We start from the raw sequence: 17,057 nt of genomic DNA, 5'->3' as shown, positions 1-17,057 counted from the left end.
GGTGGTCAGCTCCGCGGGATCTCCTTCATCTCGAAGGCCTCGACGATGTCGCCTTCCTTGACGTCCTGGAAGTTCTTGAGCACGAGACCGCACTCGAAGCCTTCCCGGACCTCCGACGCGTCGTCCTTCTCCCGCTTGAGCGAGGCCAGGTCGAGGTTGTCGGCGATGACCGCACCGTCGCGGAGCACGCGCACCTTGGCGTTGCGTCGGATGACGCCGCCGATGACCATGCAGCCCGCGATGTTGCCGATCTTCGACGAGCGGAAGATCGCGCGGATCTCCGCCTGGCCGAGGGTCGACTCCTCGAACTCCGGCTTGAGCATGCCCTTGAGAGCGGCCTCGATCTCCTCGATCGCCTGGTAGATGACCGAGTAGTACTTGATCTCCACGCCCTCGCGGTCGGCGAGCTCGGAGGCCTTGCCCTGAGCCCGGACGTTGAAGCCGATGATGATCGCGTCGGACGCGGCCGCCAGGTTGACGTTGGCCTCGGTGATCGCACCGACACCACGGTCGATGACCCGCAGCGACACCTCGTCGCCGACCTCGAGCGCGGCGAGCGCGTCCTCGAGAGCCTCGACAGAACCGGACACGTCGCCCTTGAGGATGAGGTTGAGCTCCTGGCTCTCGCCCTTCTCCATGGAGGCCATGAAGTCCTCGAGAGTACGACGCACGCGGCGCTTCGCCTGCAGAGCTGCCCGCTCGCGAGCCTCCCGCTTCTCGGCGATCTGGCGCGCCATCCGGTCGTCCTCGACCACGATGAAGTTCTGACCGGCGCCGGGCACCGAGGACAGACCGAGCACCTGGGCAGGGCGACCGGGGTCGGCCTCCGTGAGCTCCTCGCCGTGCTCGTCGAGCATCGCCCGCACCCGGCCGTAGGCCGGACCGGCGACGATCGAGTCACCGACACGCAGCGTGCCGCGCTGGACCAGGATCGTGGCGACCGGACCGCGACCGCGGTCCAGGTGCGCCTCGACCACGAGGCCCTGGGCGTCCTGCGTCGGGTTGGCCCGCAGGTCCAAGGACGCGTCCGCAGTCAGGACGACCGCCTCGAGCAGCTTGTCGAGGTTGAGCCCGGCCTTGGCCGAGACGTCGACGAACATCGCGTCGCCGCCGTACTCCTCGGGCACCAGGCCGTACTCGGTCAGCTGTCCACGGACCTTGGTCGGGTCCGCCTCCGGCTTGTCGATCTTGTTGACCGCGACCACGATCGGCACACCGGCCGCCTTGGCGTGGTTGAGCGCCTCGACCGTCTGCGGCATCACGCCGTCGTCGGCCGCGACCACGAGGATCGCGATGTCCGAGGACTGCGACCCACGAGCACGCATGGCGGTGAACGCCTCGTGACCCGGCGTGTCGATGAAGCTGATCCGGCGGTCGTTGCCGTCGACCTCGGTGTGCACCTGGTAGGCACCGATGTGCTGGGTGATGCCACCGGCCTCGCCCGCGACCACGTTGGCGCCGCGGAGCGCGTCGAGGAGCTTGGTCTTGCCGTGGTCGACGTGACCCATGACGGTCACGACCGGCGGTCGGATGACCAGGTCGGACTCGTCGCCCTCGTCGGCACCGAACTCCAGGTCGAACGACTCGAGCAGCTCGCGGTCCTCGTCCTCCGGAGAGACGATCTCGACCTTGTAGTTGAGCTCGTCACCGAGCAGCTCCAGGGTCTCGTCACCCACCGACTGGGTCGCGGTGACCATCTCGCCGATGTGGAAGAGCATCTGCACGAGCGACGCTGCGTCGACGCCGATCTTGTCGGCGAAGTCGGTCAGCGAGGACCCACGAGCGAGACGCACGGTCTCGCCGTTGCCCTTGCGGACCCGCATGCCGCCGATGGTCGGGGCCTCCATGGCCTCGAACTCCTGGCGACGCGCGCGCTTCGACTTGCGGCCACGACGGGCGGGACCGCCCGGACGACCGAACGCACCCTGGGTCTGGCCACGCTGACCGGGACGACCGCCACCGGGACGGCCGCCGCCACCGGGGCCGAAGCCGCCGGGGCCACCACCGGGACCGCCACGACCGGGCGCGCCACCGGGGCCGCCACGACCGGGCGCGCCGGCGCCGACGCCACCGCGACCGGGAGCACCACCGCGGGCACCCGGACCGCCGGGGCCACCGGGACCGCCGCGGCCGGGGCCGCGACCGCCGGGACCCTGGCCGAACGTCGCCGGGTTCTTCGGCATCATCGCCGGGTTGGGGCGCGGCATGCCGGGACGACCCGGGCCGGCGGGCGGACGCGGGCCGGCCGGGCCGGCGTCACCCTCACGCGGCGGCGGGGCGGGACGTCGTCCCATGCCCTGGCTCGAGGCGAAGGGGTTGTTGCCCGGACGCGGCGAGCCGCTGGGCTTGCCGACCGGCCGGGGCGCGGGCGCCTTCGGCGTGGGCGGCTTGGGAGCGGCCGGCTTCGGGGCCGACGGCGTCGCCGTGCTCTCGGTCGGGGCCTCGGGCTCCTCCGGCGCTGCCGGAGGCTCGACCTCCGGAGCGACGGGAGCGGGCGTCGGGGCAGGCGCGGCAGCGGCCGGCTCCTCGACGGGAGCGGCCGGCTCCGGCTCCGGCGCAGGCGCCTTCGGCTTGGGGCCGGGCTTCGGTGCGGCCCTCTTGGCCGCCGGCTCGGCGGCCGGCTCGGCAGCAGGCTTCATCCGCGCCTGAAGCTCGGCACCGTAGGTGTCCTCGAACTTCTTGACGGCGGGCAGCTCGATGCTCGAGGAAGCAGTCTTGGCGAACTCGCCGATAGCGCCGAGCTTCTCCAGCGCTTCCTTGCTGGGGATGCCGTACTTCTTGGCGAGTTCGGAAACTCGGGTCTTGGCCACGTCTCTCCTTCTGGCCCAAGACCCTTGTTCGGGGAAGTCTCAGACCGTTGGTGGATGTTGCAGAACGAACTTGCTCATCGCGAGGTACTCATCGAGTGCTCATGAGCTGCTGCTCCAGTCTCTTTCGGTCGGTCAGTGCTGGTTGTGGTGCGAGGCGAGGTGCTCACCTACCGGTGCGCTGGACAACCCACCCTCGACCCGTAAGGCGCGGGAGAAGGCTTTCCGGCGTACCGCGAGGTCGTAGCACCCCGGAGTGGGGTGCACGTGCGCTCCCCGTCCGGGTGCGGTGCCGTCGGGATCGGGTACGACGACCGCATGGCCGTTCGCGTCCGAGCCGGCGGTCACCCGCAACAACTCGCTTCTGGCGGCCCGCTTCCGGCATCCGATGCACGTCCGGACCGGCCCCTCAGGAAGGGAATCGTCCGGCGACGTCGAGATATTCCGTCGGCTTGCCACCAGCGGGCAACTCTACCTGCTGCGGCCACTACTTTCCGAAACCGGGCCACCTAGCCTGGTAGCCATGACCGACGTCCATTGCGCGGCGACGCTGCTGCTGGTGCCCGCCGGCCTCGCCGCGGACCTCGGTCCGGCCCTGGGGCCTTTCGCAGCCTGGGGCGCCGTTGCGGCGCTCGTAGGTCGCGATGATGGTCCCGTCCTCGAGGCTGTACTCCATGGTCCCGTCCGCACGGACGGTCGCGTAGCCGTACAGCGTCTGCTGCGCCTCGGCCAAGGGCCAGTCCTCCGGGGCGCCCTGCCCCGCGCCGGTCTCGACGCCCGGACCGTCGTCGGTACGACGCCACGTCCCGTCGCCGACCCACAGCCACTCCATGCCGCAGTGCACGTACATCGGCTCGTGGTAGCGCACGTCCACCTCGGGCTCCTCGCCGTAGCGTGACCAGCTCGACCGTCTCCGGCTCCAGCGGATCGGCCGCGCCAGGAAGATCCGTCCCCGCGGGCCAGGTGGAGACGGCGACCCCGCCGCGCTCGGCCACCATCACCAGCACCCGCCCGTCGTCCGTGCCCGCGATCGACCACGCCGGATCGCCTGGAGGTCGTCGGCACTGATGCTCGCGACCACCGTCGAGCCGACGACGCCGAGGCCCGAGATCGAGTAGGCGTCCCGCAGCAGCGGCACGTCCATCCGGGTCCAGGTGGTGCCACCGTCCCCGGAGCGCCACAGCGCGGCCTTGCCACCGATGCGTCCGGACGCGAGCAGGCCACCGTCCACGGCGACCACGTCGCCGACGTACGACTCGTCGTCGTAGCCCTGGTAGTCCGGGACGTCGGGGAGGGACACCTCCTCGAACGTGCTTCCGTCCTCGCTGGTCCAGATCCGGGCCTCGAACCCGCCCGCGCCGGCGTTGCCGAGCGCGAACCAGCTGCCGTCGACCGAGACGTCGCCGGCGAGGTGCTCCGTGCTCCACCGACCGCCCGCCTCAGGTTCCGAGCCTCACTCTGCCGGGCGGGGTTCCTCGTCCGAGTGGATGTCGATCCGCCATCCCGTCAGCCGCGCGGCGAGCCGGGCGTTCTGGCCCTCCTTGCCGATCGCGAGCGACAGCTGGAAGTCCGGCACGACGACCCGTGCCGACCTCGTGTCCGGGTCGACGACGGTGACCGAGCTGACCTGCGCCGGCGACAGGGCGTGCGCCACGAGCTCGGCCGGGTCGTCCGACCAGTCGACGATGTCGATCTTCTCGCCGTGGAGCTCGGACATCACCGAGCGCACCCGCTGGCCCATCGGGCCGATGCAGGCACCCTTCGGGTTGACGCCGGCGACGGTCGACTTGACGGCCATCTTGGTGCGATGGCCGGCCTCGCGAGCGATCGCGGCGATCTCGACGGTGCCGTCGGCGATCTCCGGGACCTCCAGCGCGAACAGCTTCTTCACCAGGTTCGGGTGCGACCGGGAGAGGGTGATCTGCGGGCCGCGCATCCCCTTGCGGACCGACACCACCAGGCACTTGATCCGGGTGCCGTGCCGGTAGTCCTCGCCGGGGACCCGCTCGCTCACCGGCAGCGTCCCCTCGATCTTGCCGAGGTCGACCAGCACGTCGTCGGGGTTGCGTCCCTGCTGGATGACGCCGGAGATGATGTCGCCCTCCTTGCCGGAGAACTCGCCGTACTTGATCTCGTCCTCGGCGTCGCGCAGCCGCTGGAGCATGATCTGCTTCGCCGTCGTCGCGGCGATCCGGCCGAACCCGTCGGGGGTGTCGTCGTACTCCCCGATCTTGTTGCCCTCGTCGTCGAGCTCGGCGGCGAGCACGGTCACGTGACCGGTCTTGCGGTCGAGCTCGACCCGCGCCTGCTCCTGCGCTCCCGGCGTCTTGTGGTACGCCGTCAGCAGCGCCTGCTCGATCGCCTCGACGAGGACCTCGAACTTGATCTCCTTCTCGCGCTCCAGCATCCGCAGGATGTTCAGGTCGATGTCCATCAGTCTTTGCCCTTCCGGTTGAACTCGATCTGGACGAGCGCCTTCGTCACGTCCGCGTAGGGCACTGTTCGCGTGGTCCCGTCGATGTCGAGGGAGACCTGCTCCTCGTCGGAGTCACCGATCCGACCGGTCACCACGGAGCCGTCGCCCAGCGTGACCTTGACCAGCCGGGACCGGTTGCGCCGCCAGTGGCGCGGCTCCGTGAGCGGCCGGTCGACACCGCGGGAGGTCACCTCGAGCGTGTAGGGGTGCTCCCCCATCGCCTCAGAGGCGTCGATGACGTCGTTGATCGCGCGGGTCGCCGCGGCAACGTCGTCGAGGGTCACGCCGCCGTCGGTGTCGATCGCGATCCGCAGCACCCGACGCTTGCCTGCGGGAGTCAGCTCCACCGCCTCGACATCGAGGCCCAGCTCCTCCAGCGGGCCGGACACGGCCTCCGACACGGCCGCGACGGTCGCATCTGCTCCGGGGCGCTGGCTCGAGCTCATGGGTGAGACCCCCGTGTCCTGTTGTGGCGAAGCGGTTGTGGTGCTGCGGCCCATCTGAATATCTCCAGCCACGATACCGGCTGTAACCTCACCGGGTGCCCAGCCCTCCCCCGCGCGCGTCCCGGCGCGCCGTCCTGACCGGCGGCACGGTCGTGGGCGCCGCTCTCCTGGCCACGGCAGGCTGCGGCGTGCGGCAGACCGAGGGATCCGCCGGCGCGGCGGTCCTCGACACGACCGCCCCCGCGGTCGACGCCGACACCGACCTCGTGGAGGCGGTCGCCGGACAGCTGACGACCGCGCTGGACCTGGCCGTGGCCACCGGCGCAGCGGTCCCCGCGCTGCGGCCGCTCAGCCGGCGCCTGGCCTCGCTGCACCGGGCGCACCTCGGCGAGCTCAGCCGCCCCGACGACGACGCGGGCGGCAAGGTCAAGGGCAGCCCGGAGACGGCTAAGGCCCGGCTGCTGCGGGCCGAGCAGAAGCTCCAGCGCGAGCTCGTGCAGGCCGCGCTCGACGCCGAGAGCGGGGCGCTCGCCCAGGTCTTCGCGTCGATGGCTGCCGCTGTCGCCCAGGAGCTGGCGGTGAGCGGATGACCGCGGGGACGCCGGCCGACGCTCTCCAGACCGCGCTGGCGGCGGAGCACGCCGCCGTCTTCGTGTACGGCGCGCTGGGCGGCCAGACCTCTCGGACCGCGAGCCCGACGCTGTACGGCGCCATCACCGACGCCTACGTGACGCACCGCGACCGCCGCGACGAGCTGATCGCGCTGCTCGAGTCAGACGGCCACGAGCCGGTCGCGGCCGAGCCGGGCTACGACCTGCCCGCGGACCTCTCCACGTCGACCGCCGTCTCCGACCGCGCGCTCGCGCTCGAGCGGGCGTGCGCAGCGACGTACGCCTTCGTCGTCGCCTCGACCCGCGACACGGACCGGACGTGGGCTGTCGCCGCCCTCGTCGACGCCGCCGTCCGGGAGCTGGGCTTCGGCGGCAGGCCCGAGCGCCTGCCCGGCCTGTAGGCGCGGTCCTGACACGGCGGTCGCCGGGCCGTGAAAAATGCGAAGCGGTCCGTGACCTCCGACTTCGGGGAACTCCCGAGACGTCCCCCGAAGCTCGGAGGTCACGGACCGCTCATGACCGGGGACAACGGCCATCGCAGGCGCCGGTGAGGTGGGGCTCACCGACCGCTGTGCACGATCATGCAACGAACCGCAGTCCGAGTGCCCAATCCTGCGATCCTCATAAAAGTGCAGTGCACGAACCTGCAATCCCGAGCGGGCCGGGGCCCGCCCTCCTCAGCCGCGGTAGGCGGCCCACATCGACTGTGCTCGCGACGCCTGACCGGGGCTGAACTCGGTGTAGCAGGAGTCGTAGCTGTAGTCCATGTAGTTGTGGATCGGGTCGAGGCCGGGCAGCTCGCACGAGTCGCGGCCCGCGGGACAGCCGGACGTCGGGCTGCTCTGGGCGGGCGTGTCCGCGACCTCGTCGTTCAGCTCGGTGCAGCCGCCCTGGAACGTGTGGTAGAGCCCGAACCAGTGACCGGCCTCGTGGGTCGCGGTCTCACCCAGGTCGTAGTTGGCGATGCCCCCGCCCGGGAGCGAGTCGTAGTGCACGCGGATGCCGTCGATCCCACCGTTCCGCTGGTAGTCCCACGGGAAGGTCGCGATGCCGAGGTACTTGAAGTCGACCAGCCAGATGTTGAGCGCGTTGGCGCCGCCCTGCCGGGTCGCCTTGCGGTACTTCGAGCTCGCGTGGTCCTGGTGCCAGGCGTCGTTGTAGAAGCGGTCGGTGCCGGCCAGGGAGAAAGAGAAGCCCGTGTCCGCGGCATCCGGCGACTCGCCACCGGCGAAGGTCTCGTTGAGCACGTCGATCTGGTCGGCGATCTGGGCGTCAGTCACGTCCCCGGTGCCGTCCGATGCCGCCATCACGTGCACGTAGACCGGGACCGACACGGACCTGTTGCGCAGCTCCGCCCTGGTTACTCCCTGGGCGCGCAGGCGGGCCTTGGTCTTGCGGGCGATCGCGCGCTGCTCCCGCGGCGACACGTCGCGGTGGTCGACGCCGTGGCCGCCCCGGGCAGAGGCACCGTGCCCCTCGCCCTCGACGCAGGCGCTGACCCGGTCGTCGACGGGTCGGGCCTGGGAAGGCGCCGCGAGTGCGACGTTGATCGAGGTGGCTCCGACCACCATCGCAAGAGTGAGCAGCTTTGTGATCCGCATCGGTGGTGCGACCTCCCGAGTTCAAGATCGCCCTGGTTGGGCGAAGATCCTCGTGCATCTTCCGGCCGCGGGGCCTGGATGCGCAAGAACCATTCGCCAGCGACTTCTGGTCAGCGCCAGTCGCGGAGGAGATCCGGGATGTCGGCGAGGCTATGGGCGACGGCGTCCGGCTCGCCCTCGGTGTGCCCGACCTGTTCCGGCGGGATCGCCGAGTGCGGGACGTGGATCGCCCGCATGCCCGCGTTGTGAGCGCCCCAGACGTCGTCGTACAGCCGGTCACCGACGTAGACGCAGCGGGCGGGGTCGCTCACCCCGACCGCCTCCATCGCGGCGGCGAACGCGTGCGGCGACGGCTTCGTCCACGGGACCTCGCTCGAGTAGACGTCACCGTCGAGCAGGTGGGCGACGCCGTCGCGCTCGAAGAACCCGACGTGCCATTCCCGCGGCCAGACGGTGTTGGAGAGGACGCCGACCTTGATGCCCTCACCCCGCAGCCACTCCCACAGCGGTCGCACCTCGGGGTCGGTCTCGGTGTGCGGCACCCAGAACTCGTAGTAGGCCGTCAGCAGCTCCGGGTCGTGCTCGAGGCCCGCCACCGTGAACAGGTCGGCAATGGTCGCGCTCTGCTGGTGGTCGCGACTCCTCCCCCAGATCGTGCTGCCGGCCTCGTGCAGCCGTCGGGCATGGAGGTGGCGGTCGTCCTCCGGGTCGGGGGTGGCGACGACGGCCGCCGCCAGCGCCAGCGACTCGGCGTGGAAGTCGATGTCGTGCCAGCGGGTGAGGGTGCCGCCCCAGTCGAAGATGACGGCGTCGATCACGCGCGCACCACTCCGGCCAGGTGGTGGGCCGCCTCGGCGACCGGGACGTCGGTGCGCTCTCCGGTGCGGCGGTCCTTGACCTCGACCACGCCGTCGGCGAGGCCGCGACCGACGGTCACGATCGTCGGTACGCCGATCATCTCGGCGTCCTTGAACTTCACGCCGGGGCTGATCTTGCCGACCCGGTCGTCGTAGAGGACGTCGAGCCCCTGGGCGGTCAGGTCCTGCGCAAGCTGCTCGGCCGCGGCGAAGACCGCCTCGTCCTTGCCGGCAGCCACCACGTGCACGTCGTACGGCGCGACGTTGCGCGGCCAGCACAGGCCGATGTCGTCGAGAGTGTTCTCCGCGATCGCGGCCACGCCGCGCGAGGGCCCGATGCCGTAGGAGCCCATGGTGACGGTGACCAGCTTCCCGTTCTCGTCGAGCACCTTCAGGTCGAGGGCGTCGGCGTACTTGCGGCCGAGCTGGAAGATGTGGCCCATCTCGATGCCGCGCGCCGACTCCAGCGTGCCGTCGTCACAGCGCGGGCAGGCGTCGCCGTCGCGGACGTCGGCGGCCTCGATCGTGCCGTCGGGCGTGAAGTCGCGCCCCGCGACCAGGTCGATGACGTGGCTGCCGTCGACGTTCGCGCCGGTCACCCACCGGGTGCCGGTCACCACCCGGGGGTCGACGAGGAAGCGGATCCCGCTCTCGCTCTCGGTCCCCAGCGCCTCGGGGCCGATGTAGCCCTTGACCAGGTCGGGGTGCTTCTTAAGGTCCTCGTCATCCATCGGCTGGACCTCGAGCGGCTCGAGCTGACCGCCGAGGCGCTTGAGGTCGACCTCCCGGTCACCGGGCAGGCCGATGGCGAGGGGCTCCGTCGTGCCGTCGGGGTGGACGAGCTTCACCAGGACGTTCTTCAAGGTGTCGCCGGCCGTCCAGGGCCGGTCGTCGCGCGAGAACTTCTCGTTGAGGTGGTCGACGAGGGTGGCGATCGTGGGTGTGTCCGGCGTCGCCTCGGCGTGCGCTGCCGGCGCGTCGTCGAACGGCTGGGGTGCGGGCGCCCGCACCTCGACCGCCTCGACGTTCGCGGCGTAGTCGCAGTGGGTGCAGCGGACGTAGGTGTCCTCCCCCACCTCGGCGGTCGCGAGGAACTCCTCGGACTTCGAGCCGCCCATCGCGCCCGAGGTGGCCTTGACGATGACGTAGTCGAACCCGAGCCGGTCGAAGATCCGGATGTAGGCGTCGCGGTGCGCCTGGTAGCTCGCGTCCAGCCCGGCGTCGTCGACGTCGAACGAGTAGGAGTCCTTCATCGTGAACTCACGGCCGCGGAGCAGGCCGGCCCGGGGGCGCGCCTCGTCGCGGTACTTCGTCTGGATCTGGTAGATCGAGAGCGGCAGGTCCTTGTAGGAGCCGTAGAGGTCCTTCACCAGGAGCGTGAACATCTCCTCGTGCGTCGGACCGAGGAGGTAGTCGGCGTCCTTGCGGTCCTTGAGCCGGAAGATGTTGGGGCCGTACTCGGTCCAGCGACCCGTGGCCTCGTAGGGCTCGCGCGGCAGCAGCGCGGGGAACGAGACCTCCTGGGCGCCGATGGCGTCCATCTCCTCACGGATGATCGCCTCGATCCTCCGCAGCACCCGCAGGCCGAGCGGGAGCCAGGTGTAGATGCCGGGGGCGGCGCGGCGGATGTAGCCGGCCCGGACGAGGAGCCGGTGGCTCGGCACCTCGGCGTCCGCAGGATCCTCGCGAAGGGTGCGGACGAACAGGGTCGACATCCGGGAGATCATGCGCACAGGGTAGGCGGGCCCCTCCGTGCTCAGGAAACCAGTTCCCGCCTCCGGCCACGCCCCCGCGCCGGGGCCGGCCGCCTCAGCCGCGCCCTGCCCGCCACGCGCCGCGGATGAGCGGCAGCTGGAGCGGCAGCCGGGCGAGCGTCACCGCCTGGAACGCACGGTTGGAGCCCTTGCTCGCATCGACAGCCATCTGCACGTTGCCGGGGAAGACGCCGACGAGCAAGGCGGCGCTGGCCAGTCCGGCCGCGCGGCGCGTCGACGGCAGGAGAAGGCCGACGGCGCAGAGCAGCTCGACGACGCCCGAGCCGACGATGACCTCCCGGTGCGCCGGCACCCACGACGGCATCAGCGGCTCGAACACCTCGGGCTTGACCAGGTGGACGGTGCCCGATGCGAGGAAGGCACCGACGACGATCTTGGCGTCGAGGCGCAGAGGTGTGGACAAGGAGCTCTCCTTCTAGAACATGACGGTGGCGAACCGGGTCGTCTCCCGGAAGCCGACGCGCTCGTAGGCCCGGCGGGCCGGCGCGTTCCACTCGTTGACGTACAGCGAGACCGCGGGCGAGATCCGCTCCCTCACCAGGGCGACCACGGCCGCCATCCCGGCCGAGGCGAGGCCCTCGCCGCGCCGGTGGGGCGGGACCCACACACCCTGGATCTGCGCCGCGTCCGGCGTCGCACACGCCACCTCGGCCTTGAACACGAGCTCGCCCCGGTCGAAGCGGGCGAAGGACCAGCCGCGGCTGATCAGCTGCACGACCCGGGTCCGGTAGAGCTCGGACCCGCCCCCGATCTCGGGCGACACCCCCACCTCCTCGGTGTACATCGCGACACAGGCCGGGTAGAGGGCGTCGAGGTCGGTCCGGGCGGTCACCCGGACCGCGGGGTCCGGCGCCACCCGCGGGGGTTCGGCGATGACGAGGTGGCGCTGGTCCCAGCGCGTGTCCCGCGGCCGCCCCCACGACCCGCCGATGGTGTTCCAGAACGGGATGACCGCTTCCTGCGGGCCCACGACGGTCGACGCCGTACGACGGCGCGCGAGCGCGCGCTCCGCGAACACGACCGCGTCCTCCGGGCTGGCCTGGACCGGCACCAGGTTGGCCGCGACATGACACGCAGCGACCAGTCGGCCGCCGTCGAAGCGGCCCCACATCTCGCCACCGAGCCAGCGCGGCTCGAGGCTGGTCGTGTGGGCGCGGTGGATCGCGAACACGTTGACGACAGGGTCCTGGTTGGCGAGCGCCAGGAACTCCTCCAGGTCGGCCGCCGCGAGGACACGCACTCCGTGGCGGGTCGTCAGCACGGGGCGAGCCTACGACGTCATCCTGGTCCCGGGTCATAGCCGTCCGGCTAGATTTCTGCCAGCCCCTTGGAAAGTTCTGATGCCCGTCCACACTCCGCGCGGCCGCCGCCTGCTCGCGACCGGCCTCGCGCTCGCCGTGCTCGCCCTGACGTCGGCCGACGCGGCACGGTCAGCACTGGACCCACCGGCTCCCGCCACGGTCCGCGACGCCTGCGGGCCGGTCCTGGCAAAGCCGGGGGTCGGGACCTGGCAGTGCACCTTCGTCGACGAGTTCCACGGCAGCTCCCTCGACACCGAGAAGTGGATCACCCAGGACACCGCCCGGACCGGCTTCAAGACCGGCCTCACCTGCTACCGCGGGGCCGACAACGTCGCCGTCAGCTCGGGCGCGCTGCTGTTGGAGGCACGGGACGAGGGCGTCCCGCTCAACTGCGACAACCCCTACGGCGTGCTCCGCACCCGTTACACCGGCGGCCTGGTGAGCACCCGTGGCCACTTCTCGCAGGTCTACGGCCGGTTCGAGGTGCGGGCGAAGTGGCCCTCCGCCACCGAGCCCGGTCTGCACGGCACCTTCTGGATGTTCCCGTCGAACCCGACCTACGGGCGGTGGCCGGCCTCGGGTGAGATCGACATCGCCGAGTGGTGGTCCAACGACCCGACGCTGGTCCTGCCGTCCCTCCACTACAACGGCCGCAGCTTCCATGCCGACTCGGGCTGGAGCTGCCGGGTCGACGACCCGAGCACCTTCCACACCTATGCGGTCGAGTGGTACCCGACCGGCATGCGCTTCTTCATCGACGGCTCGATGTGCTTCAGCAGGCTCTGGGCGCCGGACCACCCCCACGTGCCGCCCCAGCCGTTCGACCACCCGTTCAGCATGATCCTCAACATGGGCGTCGGCACGTCGTCGGGCACCAATCCGGTGTCGCCCACGACCCCGCTGCCGGCGACCCTCACCGTGGATCACGCCAAGGCATGGCGGTGATGGCCCCCGATCGCCGATCTGTCGAGGCCCCACGAGATCCTGACCGATCGGTCAGGTGACGAGCGGGTCAACTGACCGCTAACGTCTCCCACCGCGCGATGTCCTCGGGCCACGTCGCGCAGGGCCGTGGCGCTGTCACGGGTGCGGTGGGCCCGCCTGGCCCTGGGGGGATCGACTCCGATGCGTCCTACCATCCGACCTGTCCGCCGCCTGCTCGTCGGCGCGGCGCTGCTCACCGTTGCGGCCGTCGTGCCGCTGAGCTCCACCGACGACCCGGTGACGGCACGCGTCGCCGCCACCGTCGCGTCCGACGCCTGCGGGCCGGTCCGGTTCAAGGCCAACGGCACGGCGTGGACCTGCACCTTCGTCGACCGCTTCGACGGCACCACGCTCGACACGAGCAAGTGGAGCGTCCAGAAGACCTCGATCGCGGGCTTCCGGACGGGGAGGACCTGCTACACGGCCTCCCCGAGGAACGTGTCGGTGCGCGACGGCGGGCTGCACCTCGTCGCCGTCGAGGGTCCGCGGATCGTCTGCCGGAACCCGTTGGACAACTTCGGCACCCGCTACACCGGTGGCATGGTGGGCACCCGTGGCAACTTCTCCCAGGCCTACGGCCGCTTCGAGGTGCGGGCCATGTACCCGACCGCGCAGGTCTCCGGCGTCCACGGCGGATTCTGGATGTATCCCCGCGAGCACACTTACGGCATCTGGCCGTACTCGGGTGAGATCGACGTCGCCGAGTGGTGGTCCAGCGACCCGACCCTGGTGCTGCCGTCTCTGCACTACAAGGGCCGCGATCCCGACGCAGACTCAGGCTGGAGCTGCCGGGTCGCGGACGTGAGCACCTTCCACACCTACGCAGTCGAGTGGTACCGCACGACGATGCGGTTCTTCATCGACGGCGCGATGTGCTGGGAGCGCTCGTGGCAACCGGACGCGCCGCTCGTCGCGCCGCAGCCGTTCGACCGCCCGTTCAGCATGATCCTCAACATGGGCGTCGGCACAGCCACGGGCGTCAACAAGATCACGGCGCGCACGCCGTTCCCCGCGACGTACGTCGTCGACTACGCCAAGGCCTGGCGATGACCGAGAGGCGGTCCGACGTGCTCACGTCTGTTCGTCGAACGTCACGCGTGCTCGCAGCAACCGCACTCGTCGGGATCGCCGGACTCGCGCCGCTCCAGGCCGGCTCGTCGCCGGGAGGTGCCGCTGCCGCGGTGGTCGCCTCCGACGTCTGCGGCGCCGTCCTGCCCAAGGCCGACGGCACCACGTGGAGCTGTTCGTTCGTCGACAACTTCGACGGCTCGGCCCTCGACACCACCAGGTGGGGCATCCAGCAGACGGCGCTGACCGGGTTCCGGACCGGCCAGACCTGTTACACGGCGTCGACGAAGAACATCGCCCTCCGGCGCGGAGCGCTGGAGCTCACTGCCCGCGCGGAGAAGGGCCGGTTCAGCTGCCAGAGCCCGTCCGGTGACTTCACCACCAGCTACACCGGCGGCATGATCGGCACCCGCGGCAGGTTCTCCCAGGCCTTCGGCCGGTTCGAGGTGCGCGCCAAGTTCCCGACCGCCCGCACGGCGGGCGTGCACGGCGGCTTCTGGATGAACCCCGACGGCAACACCTACGGACCCTGGCCCGCCTCCGGCGAGATCGACGTCGCCGAGTGGTGGTCCAACGAACCGACGCTCGTGCTGCCGTCCCTCCACTACAACGGCTCCGACAGCAGCACCGACTCCGGCTGGGGCTGCCGGGTGCCCGACGTCAGCGTCTACCACACCTACACCGTGGAGTGGCTTCCCACCGGGATGAGGTTCTTCATCGACGGCGGCCTGTGCTTCGCACGCACCTGGACGCCCGACAGCCCGCTGATCGCGCCGCAGCCCTTCGACAAGCCGTTCACGATGATCCTCAACATGGGCGTCGGCACCGCGACCGGTATCAACGCAGTGTCGTCCACGGCGCCCCTCCCGGCGGTCTACTCGGTCGACTACGCGAAGGCGTGGCGCTGAACCAGCCCCCGGTCGGTCGACGCGCCTGCGTGCGTAACACTTCGATCGGCGATACGTTCGTCCTGACGTGACATCTCGTGTCCCTGTCACGTGAGTTTGTTCGGACGGGCCCCGGCGCGCTGCGGGCCTCTGCTGTTCCCTGGGGGTTCGTACCATGCGGAAAACTGTCGGCACTCTTCAACGCCTGCTGATCGGTGCGACTCTGGTCGGAGCGGCGGCGCTCGCCCCGCTGCCGGCCGGTGCACCGACCGAACCTGCGGCGGCCTCCGTCCTCGCGCGCGACGCGTGCGGCCCGATCCTGAAGAAGTGGAACGGCACCCGGTGGAGGTGCTCGTTCGTCGACAACTTCAACGGCCGTCAGCTCGACCGGGACAAGTGGGGCGTCCAGGAGTCACAGCGGAGTCGGTTCTCGACCGGCATGACCTGCTACATGGACTCCCCCAAGAACATCAAGGTCCGCCAGGGCAAGCTGCGGCTGATCACGCTGAAGAGGTCTTGGCTCCTGTGCGGCGCATACAAGGCGTTCATCACCCGCTTCACCGGCGGCATGATCGGCACCAAGGGTCACTTCTCGCAGACGTACGGCCGATTCGAGATCCGCGCGAAATTCCCGCCGACGAAGGAGGGCGGCCTGCACGGCGGGTTCTGGATGTACCCGATCGAGAAGACCTACGGCCAGTGGCCGGAGTCGGGTGAGATGGACGTCGCCGAGTGGTGGTCCTACACCCCGCACGTGGTCCTGTCCGCCCTGCACTACGACGGTCGGACCAAGGCTGAAGACTCCAGCAAGAGGTGCCGGACCAGGACTCCCGCACGGTTCCACCGCTACTCGGTCCTGTGGCGTCCGACGATGATGCGGTTCTACATCGACGGTCGCGAGTGCTTCCGCCGGGCCTGGGAACCCGATGCCCCGCAGAAGCGGCCGCAGCCGTTCGACCACCCGTTCAGCATGATCCTCAACATGGGGGTGACCGAGTACACCCGTGACGCCAAGATCACCAACAAGACCGAGTTCCCCTCGGCGTTCGTGGTCGACTACGCCAAGGCGTGGCGCTGACCGTCAGGAGATCGTGACCGAGGGCTCCGCGCCCTCGACCGGCTCCATCGACTCGGCGATCCGCATCGCCTCCTCGATCAGCGTCTCCACGATCTGCGACTCCGGCACGGTCTTGATGACCTCGCCCTTGACGAAGATCTGGCCCTTGCCGTTGCCGGACGCGACACCGAGGTCGGCCTCGCGGGCCTCCCCCGGGCCGTTGACGACGCAGCCCATGACGGCGACCCGCAGCGGGACCTCCATGCCCTCGAGGCCGGCGGTCACCTGCTCGGCGAGGGTGTAGACGTCGACCTGGGCGCGGCCGCAGCTCGGGCACGAGACGATCTCGAGCTTGCGCTCACGCAGGTTGAGCGACTGCAGGATCTGGAGGCCGACCTTGACCTCCTCGACCGGGGGTGCCGAGAGCGAGACCCGGATGGTGTCGCCGATGCCGCGGGACAGCAGGGCGCCGAACGCGGTGGCCGACTTGATCGTGCCCTGGAAGGCCGGACCGGCCTCGGTGACGCCGAGGTGCAGCGGCCAGTCACCCTGCTCCGCGAGCAGCTCGTAGGCGCGCACCATGACGACCGGGTCGTTGTGCTTGACCGAGATCTTGAAGTCGTGGAAGTCGTGCTCCTCGAAGAGGCTCGCCTCCCAGACCGCCGACTCGACGAGCGCCTCGGGCGTCGCCTTGCCGTACTTCTCCAGCAGCCGCTTGTCGAGCGAGCCCGCGTTGACGCCGATCCGGATGCTGGTGCCGCGGTCGTTGGCGGCCCGGGCGATCTCCTTGATCTGGTCGTCGAACTTCTTGATGTTGCCGGGGTTGACGCGGACGGCGGCGCAGCCGGCGTCGATCGCGGCGAAGACGTACTTCGGCTGGAAGTGGATGTCGGCGATGACCGGGATCTGGCTGTGCTGGGCAATCTCGGGGAGCGCCTCCGCGTCGTCCTGGCTCGGGCAGGCGACCCGCACGATGTCGCAGCCCGCGGCGGTCAGCTCGGCGATCTGCTGGAGGGTGCTGTTGACGTCGGCGGTCAGCGTCGTCGTCATCGACTGGACCGAGATCGGGAAGTCGCTGCCGACGCCGACCTTGCCCACCTGGATCTGCCGGGTCTTGCGGCGAGGAGCCAGCACCGGCGGGGGTGCGGCGGGCATACCGAGGCCAATGGCAGTCATGCGTTCAGGGT

The 17,057-nt window shown here is 70.4% G+C and carries 18 protein-coding genes; 6 read left to right on the top strand and 12 right to left on the bottom strand.

The window, feature by feature from the left end:
• Positions 1–5 precede the first annotated feature (5 nt).
• The 6 genes from infB to rimP form a co-directional block, all read right to left on the bottom strand.
• On the bottom strand, positions 6–2,810 hold the full coding sequence (infB, locus tag D0Z08_RS12000; protein WP_118925475.1) for a translation initiation factor IF-2: 2,805 nt from the start codon (positions 2,808–2,810) through the stop codon (positions 6–8).
• A gap of 132 nt (positions 2,811–2,942) precedes the next feature.
• Entirely contained in the window at positions 2,943–3,266 is a 324-nt protein-coding gene (locus tag D0Z08_RS11995) for a YlxR family protein (protein ID WP_281271726.1), read from the bottom strand.
• Positions 3,267–3,294: 28 nt separating this feature from the next.
• Entirely contained in the window at positions 3,295–3,681 is a 387-nt protein-coding gene (locus D0Z08_RS11990) for a hypothetical protein (protein WP_118925474.1), read from the bottom strand.
• A gap of 123 nt (positions 3,682–3,804) precedes the next feature.
• Positions 3,805–4,107 carry a hypothetical protein gene (locus D0Z08_RS11985; RefSeq protein WP_118925473.1) on the bottom strand — a complete coding sequence of 101 codons (303 nt, stop codon included), beginning with the start codon at positions 4,105–4,107 and terminating at the stop codon, positions 3,805–3,807.
• A 153-nt stretch (positions 4,108–4,260) separates the two neighbouring features.
• Positions 4,261–5,241, bottom strand: coding sequence for a transcription termination factor NusA (nusA, locus tag D0Z08_RS11980; protein ID WP_118925472.1), 981 nt, complete (start codon positions 5,239–5,241; stop codon positions 4,261–4,263).
• Positions 5,241–5,729 (bottom strand): ribosome maturation factor RimP, encoded by a 489-nt coding sequence (rimP, locus tag D0Z08_RS11975; protein ID WP_118925471.1) that lies wholly within the window; start codon positions 5,727–5,729, stop codon positions 5,241–5,243. The genes nusA and rimP overlap by 1 nt, the downstream gene beginning before the upstream one ends.
• A gap of 95 nt (positions 5,730–5,824) precedes the next feature.
• On the opposite strand from rimP, the gene D0Z08_RS11970 reads away from it, so the two are divergent.
• Entirely contained in the window at positions 5,825–6,319 is a 495-nt protein-coding gene (locus D0Z08_RS11970; RefSeq protein ID WP_118925470.1) for a hypothetical protein, read from the top strand.
• Entirely contained in the window at positions 6,316–6,741 is a 426-nt protein-coding gene (locus tag D0Z08_RS11965) for a ferritin-like domain-containing protein (RefSeq protein WP_118925469.1), read from the top strand. The genes D0Z08_RS11970 and D0Z08_RS11965 overlap by 4 nt, the downstream gene beginning before the upstream one ends.
• A 276-nt stretch (positions 6,742–7,017) precedes the next feature.
• Here the strand turns inward: D0Z08_RS11965 and D0Z08_RS11960 are convergent, their stop codons facing one another.
• The 5 genes from D0Z08_RS11960 to D0Z08_RS11940 form a co-directional block, all read right to left on the bottom strand.
• Positions 7,018–7,941 carry a zinc metalloprotease gene (locus tag D0Z08_RS11960; RefSeq protein WP_118925468.1) on the bottom strand — a complete coding sequence of 308 codons (924 nt, stop codon included), beginning with the start codon at positions 7,939–7,941 and terminating at the stop codon, positions 7,018–7,020.
• Between the two features lie 110 nt (positions 7,942–8,051).
• Complete coding sequence (locus D0Z08_RS11955; protein ID WP_118925467.1) at positions 8,052–8,759, bottom strand: HAD family hydrolase; 708 nt, start codon at positions 8,757–8,759, stop codon at positions 8,052–8,054.
• Positions 8,756–10,525, bottom strand: coding sequence for a proline--tRNA ligase (locus D0Z08_RS11950; RefSeq protein ID WP_118925466.1), 1,770 nt, complete (start codon positions 10,523–10,525; stop codon positions 8,756–8,758). Before D0Z08_RS11950 ends, D0Z08_RS11955 begins: the two co-directional genes overlap by 4 nt.
• 82 nt (positions 10,526–10,607) lie before the next feature.
• On the bottom strand, positions 10,608–10,976 hold the full coding sequence (locus D0Z08_RS11945; protein WP_118925465.1) for a DoxX family protein: 369 nt from the start codon (positions 10,974–10,976) through the stop codon (positions 10,608–10,610).
• Positions 10,977–10,988: 12 nt separating this feature from the next.
• Complete coding sequence (locus tag D0Z08_RS11940; protein ID WP_118925464.1) at positions 10,989–11,834, bottom strand: GNAT family N-acetyltransferase; 846 nt, start codon at positions 11,832–11,834, stop codon at positions 10,989–10,991.
• 79 nt (positions 11,835–11,913) lie between these two features.
• Between D0Z08_RS11940 and D0Z08_RS11935 the strand changes: the two genes are divergently transcribed.
• The 4 genes from D0Z08_RS11935 (at position 11,914) to D0Z08_RS11920 (ending at position 15,891) form a co-directional block, all read left to right on the top strand.
• Positions 11,914–12,819 carry a glycoside hydrolase family 16 protein gene (locus tag D0Z08_RS11935; protein WP_118925463.1) on the top strand — a complete coding sequence of 302 codons (906 nt, stop codon included), beginning with the start codon at positions 11,914–11,916 and terminating at the stop codon, positions 12,817–12,819.
• 180 nt (positions 12,820–12,999) lie between these two features.
• Positions 13,000–13,908, top strand: coding sequence for a glycoside hydrolase family 16 protein (locus tag D0Z08_RS11930; protein ID WP_118925462.1), 909 nt, complete (start codon positions 13,000–13,002; stop codon positions 13,906–13,908).
• Positions 13,905–14,834 carry a glycoside hydrolase family 16 protein gene (locus D0Z08_RS11925; protein WP_118925461.1) on the top strand — a complete coding sequence of 310 codons (930 nt, stop codon included), beginning with the start codon at positions 13,905–13,907 and terminating at the stop codon, positions 14,832–14,834. Before D0Z08_RS11930 ends, D0Z08_RS11925 begins: the two co-directional genes overlap by 4 nt.
• Positions 14,835–14,988: 154 nt before the next feature.
• Positions 14,989–15,891, top strand: a complete 903-nt coding sequence (locus D0Z08_RS11920) for a glycoside hydrolase family 16 protein (protein WP_118925460.1) — start codon at positions 14,989–14,991, stop codon at positions 15,889–15,891.
• A gap of 3 nt (positions 15,892–15,894) precedes the next feature.
• Here the strand turns inward: D0Z08_RS11920 and ispG are convergent, their stop codons facing one another.
• Positions 15,895–17,046: a flavodoxin-dependent (E)-4-hydroxy-3-methylbut-2-enyl-diphosphate synthase gene (gene ispG, locus D0Z08_RS11915; RefSeq protein WP_118925459.1), complete on the bottom strand. Its 1,152-nt coding sequence runs from the start codon at positions 17,044–17,046 to the stop codon at positions 15,895–15,897.
• Positions 17,047–17,057 lie beyond the last annotated feature (11 nt).

The organism is Nocardioides immobilis (assembly GCF_003515065.1).
Lineage (GTDB): Bacteria > Actinomycetota > Actinomycetes > Propionibacteriales > Nocardioidaceae > Nocardioides > Nocardioides immobilis.
Note: the sequence above shows the minus strand (reverse complement) of the source record. Positions and strands in the feature narration are given on the sequence as shown.

Excerpts from the sequence above, each read along its gene's own strand:
- nusA (WP_118925472.1), bottom strand. The coding sequence starts at position 5,241 with ATGGACATCGACCTGAACATCCTGCGGATGCTGGAGCGCGAGAAGGAG.
- rimP (WP_118925471.1), bottom strand. The coding sequence starts at position 5,729 with ATGAGCTCGAGCCAGCGCCCCGGAGCAGATGCGACCGTCGCGGCCGTG.
- D0Z08_RS11965 (WP_118925469.1), top strand. The coding sequence starts at position 6,316 with ATGACCGCGGGGACGCCGGCCGACGCTCTCCAGACCGCGCTGGCGGCG.
- D0Z08_RS11960 (WP_118925468.1), bottom strand. The coding sequence starts at position 7,941 with ATGCGGATCACAAAGCTGCTCACTCTTGCGATGGTGGTCGGAGCCACC.
- D0Z08_RS11950 (WP_118925466.1), bottom strand. The coding sequence starts at position 10,525 with ATGATCTCCCGGATGTCGACCCTGTTCGTCCGCACCCTTCGCGAGGAT.
- D0Z08_RS11935 (WP_118925463.1), top strand. The coding sequence starts at position 11,914 with ATGCCCGTCCACACTCCGCGCGGCCGCCGCCTGCTCGCGACCGGCCTC.
- D0Z08_RS11930 (WP_118925462.1), top strand. The coding sequence starts at position 13,000 with ATGCGTCCTACCATCCGACCTGTCCGCCGCCTGCTCGTCGGCGCGGCG.
- D0Z08_RS11925 (WP_118925461.1), top strand. The coding sequence starts at position 13,905 with ATGACCGAGAGGCGGTCCGACGTGCTCACGTCTGTTCGTCGAACGTCA.
- D0Z08_RS11920 (WP_118925460.1), top strand. The coding sequence starts at position 14,989 with ATGCGGAAAACTGTCGGCACTCTTCAACGCCTGCTGATCGGTGCGACT.
- ispG (WP_118925459.1), bottom strand. The coding sequence starts at position 17,046 with ATGACTGCCATTGGCCTCGGTATGCCCGCCGCACCCCCGCCGGTGCTG.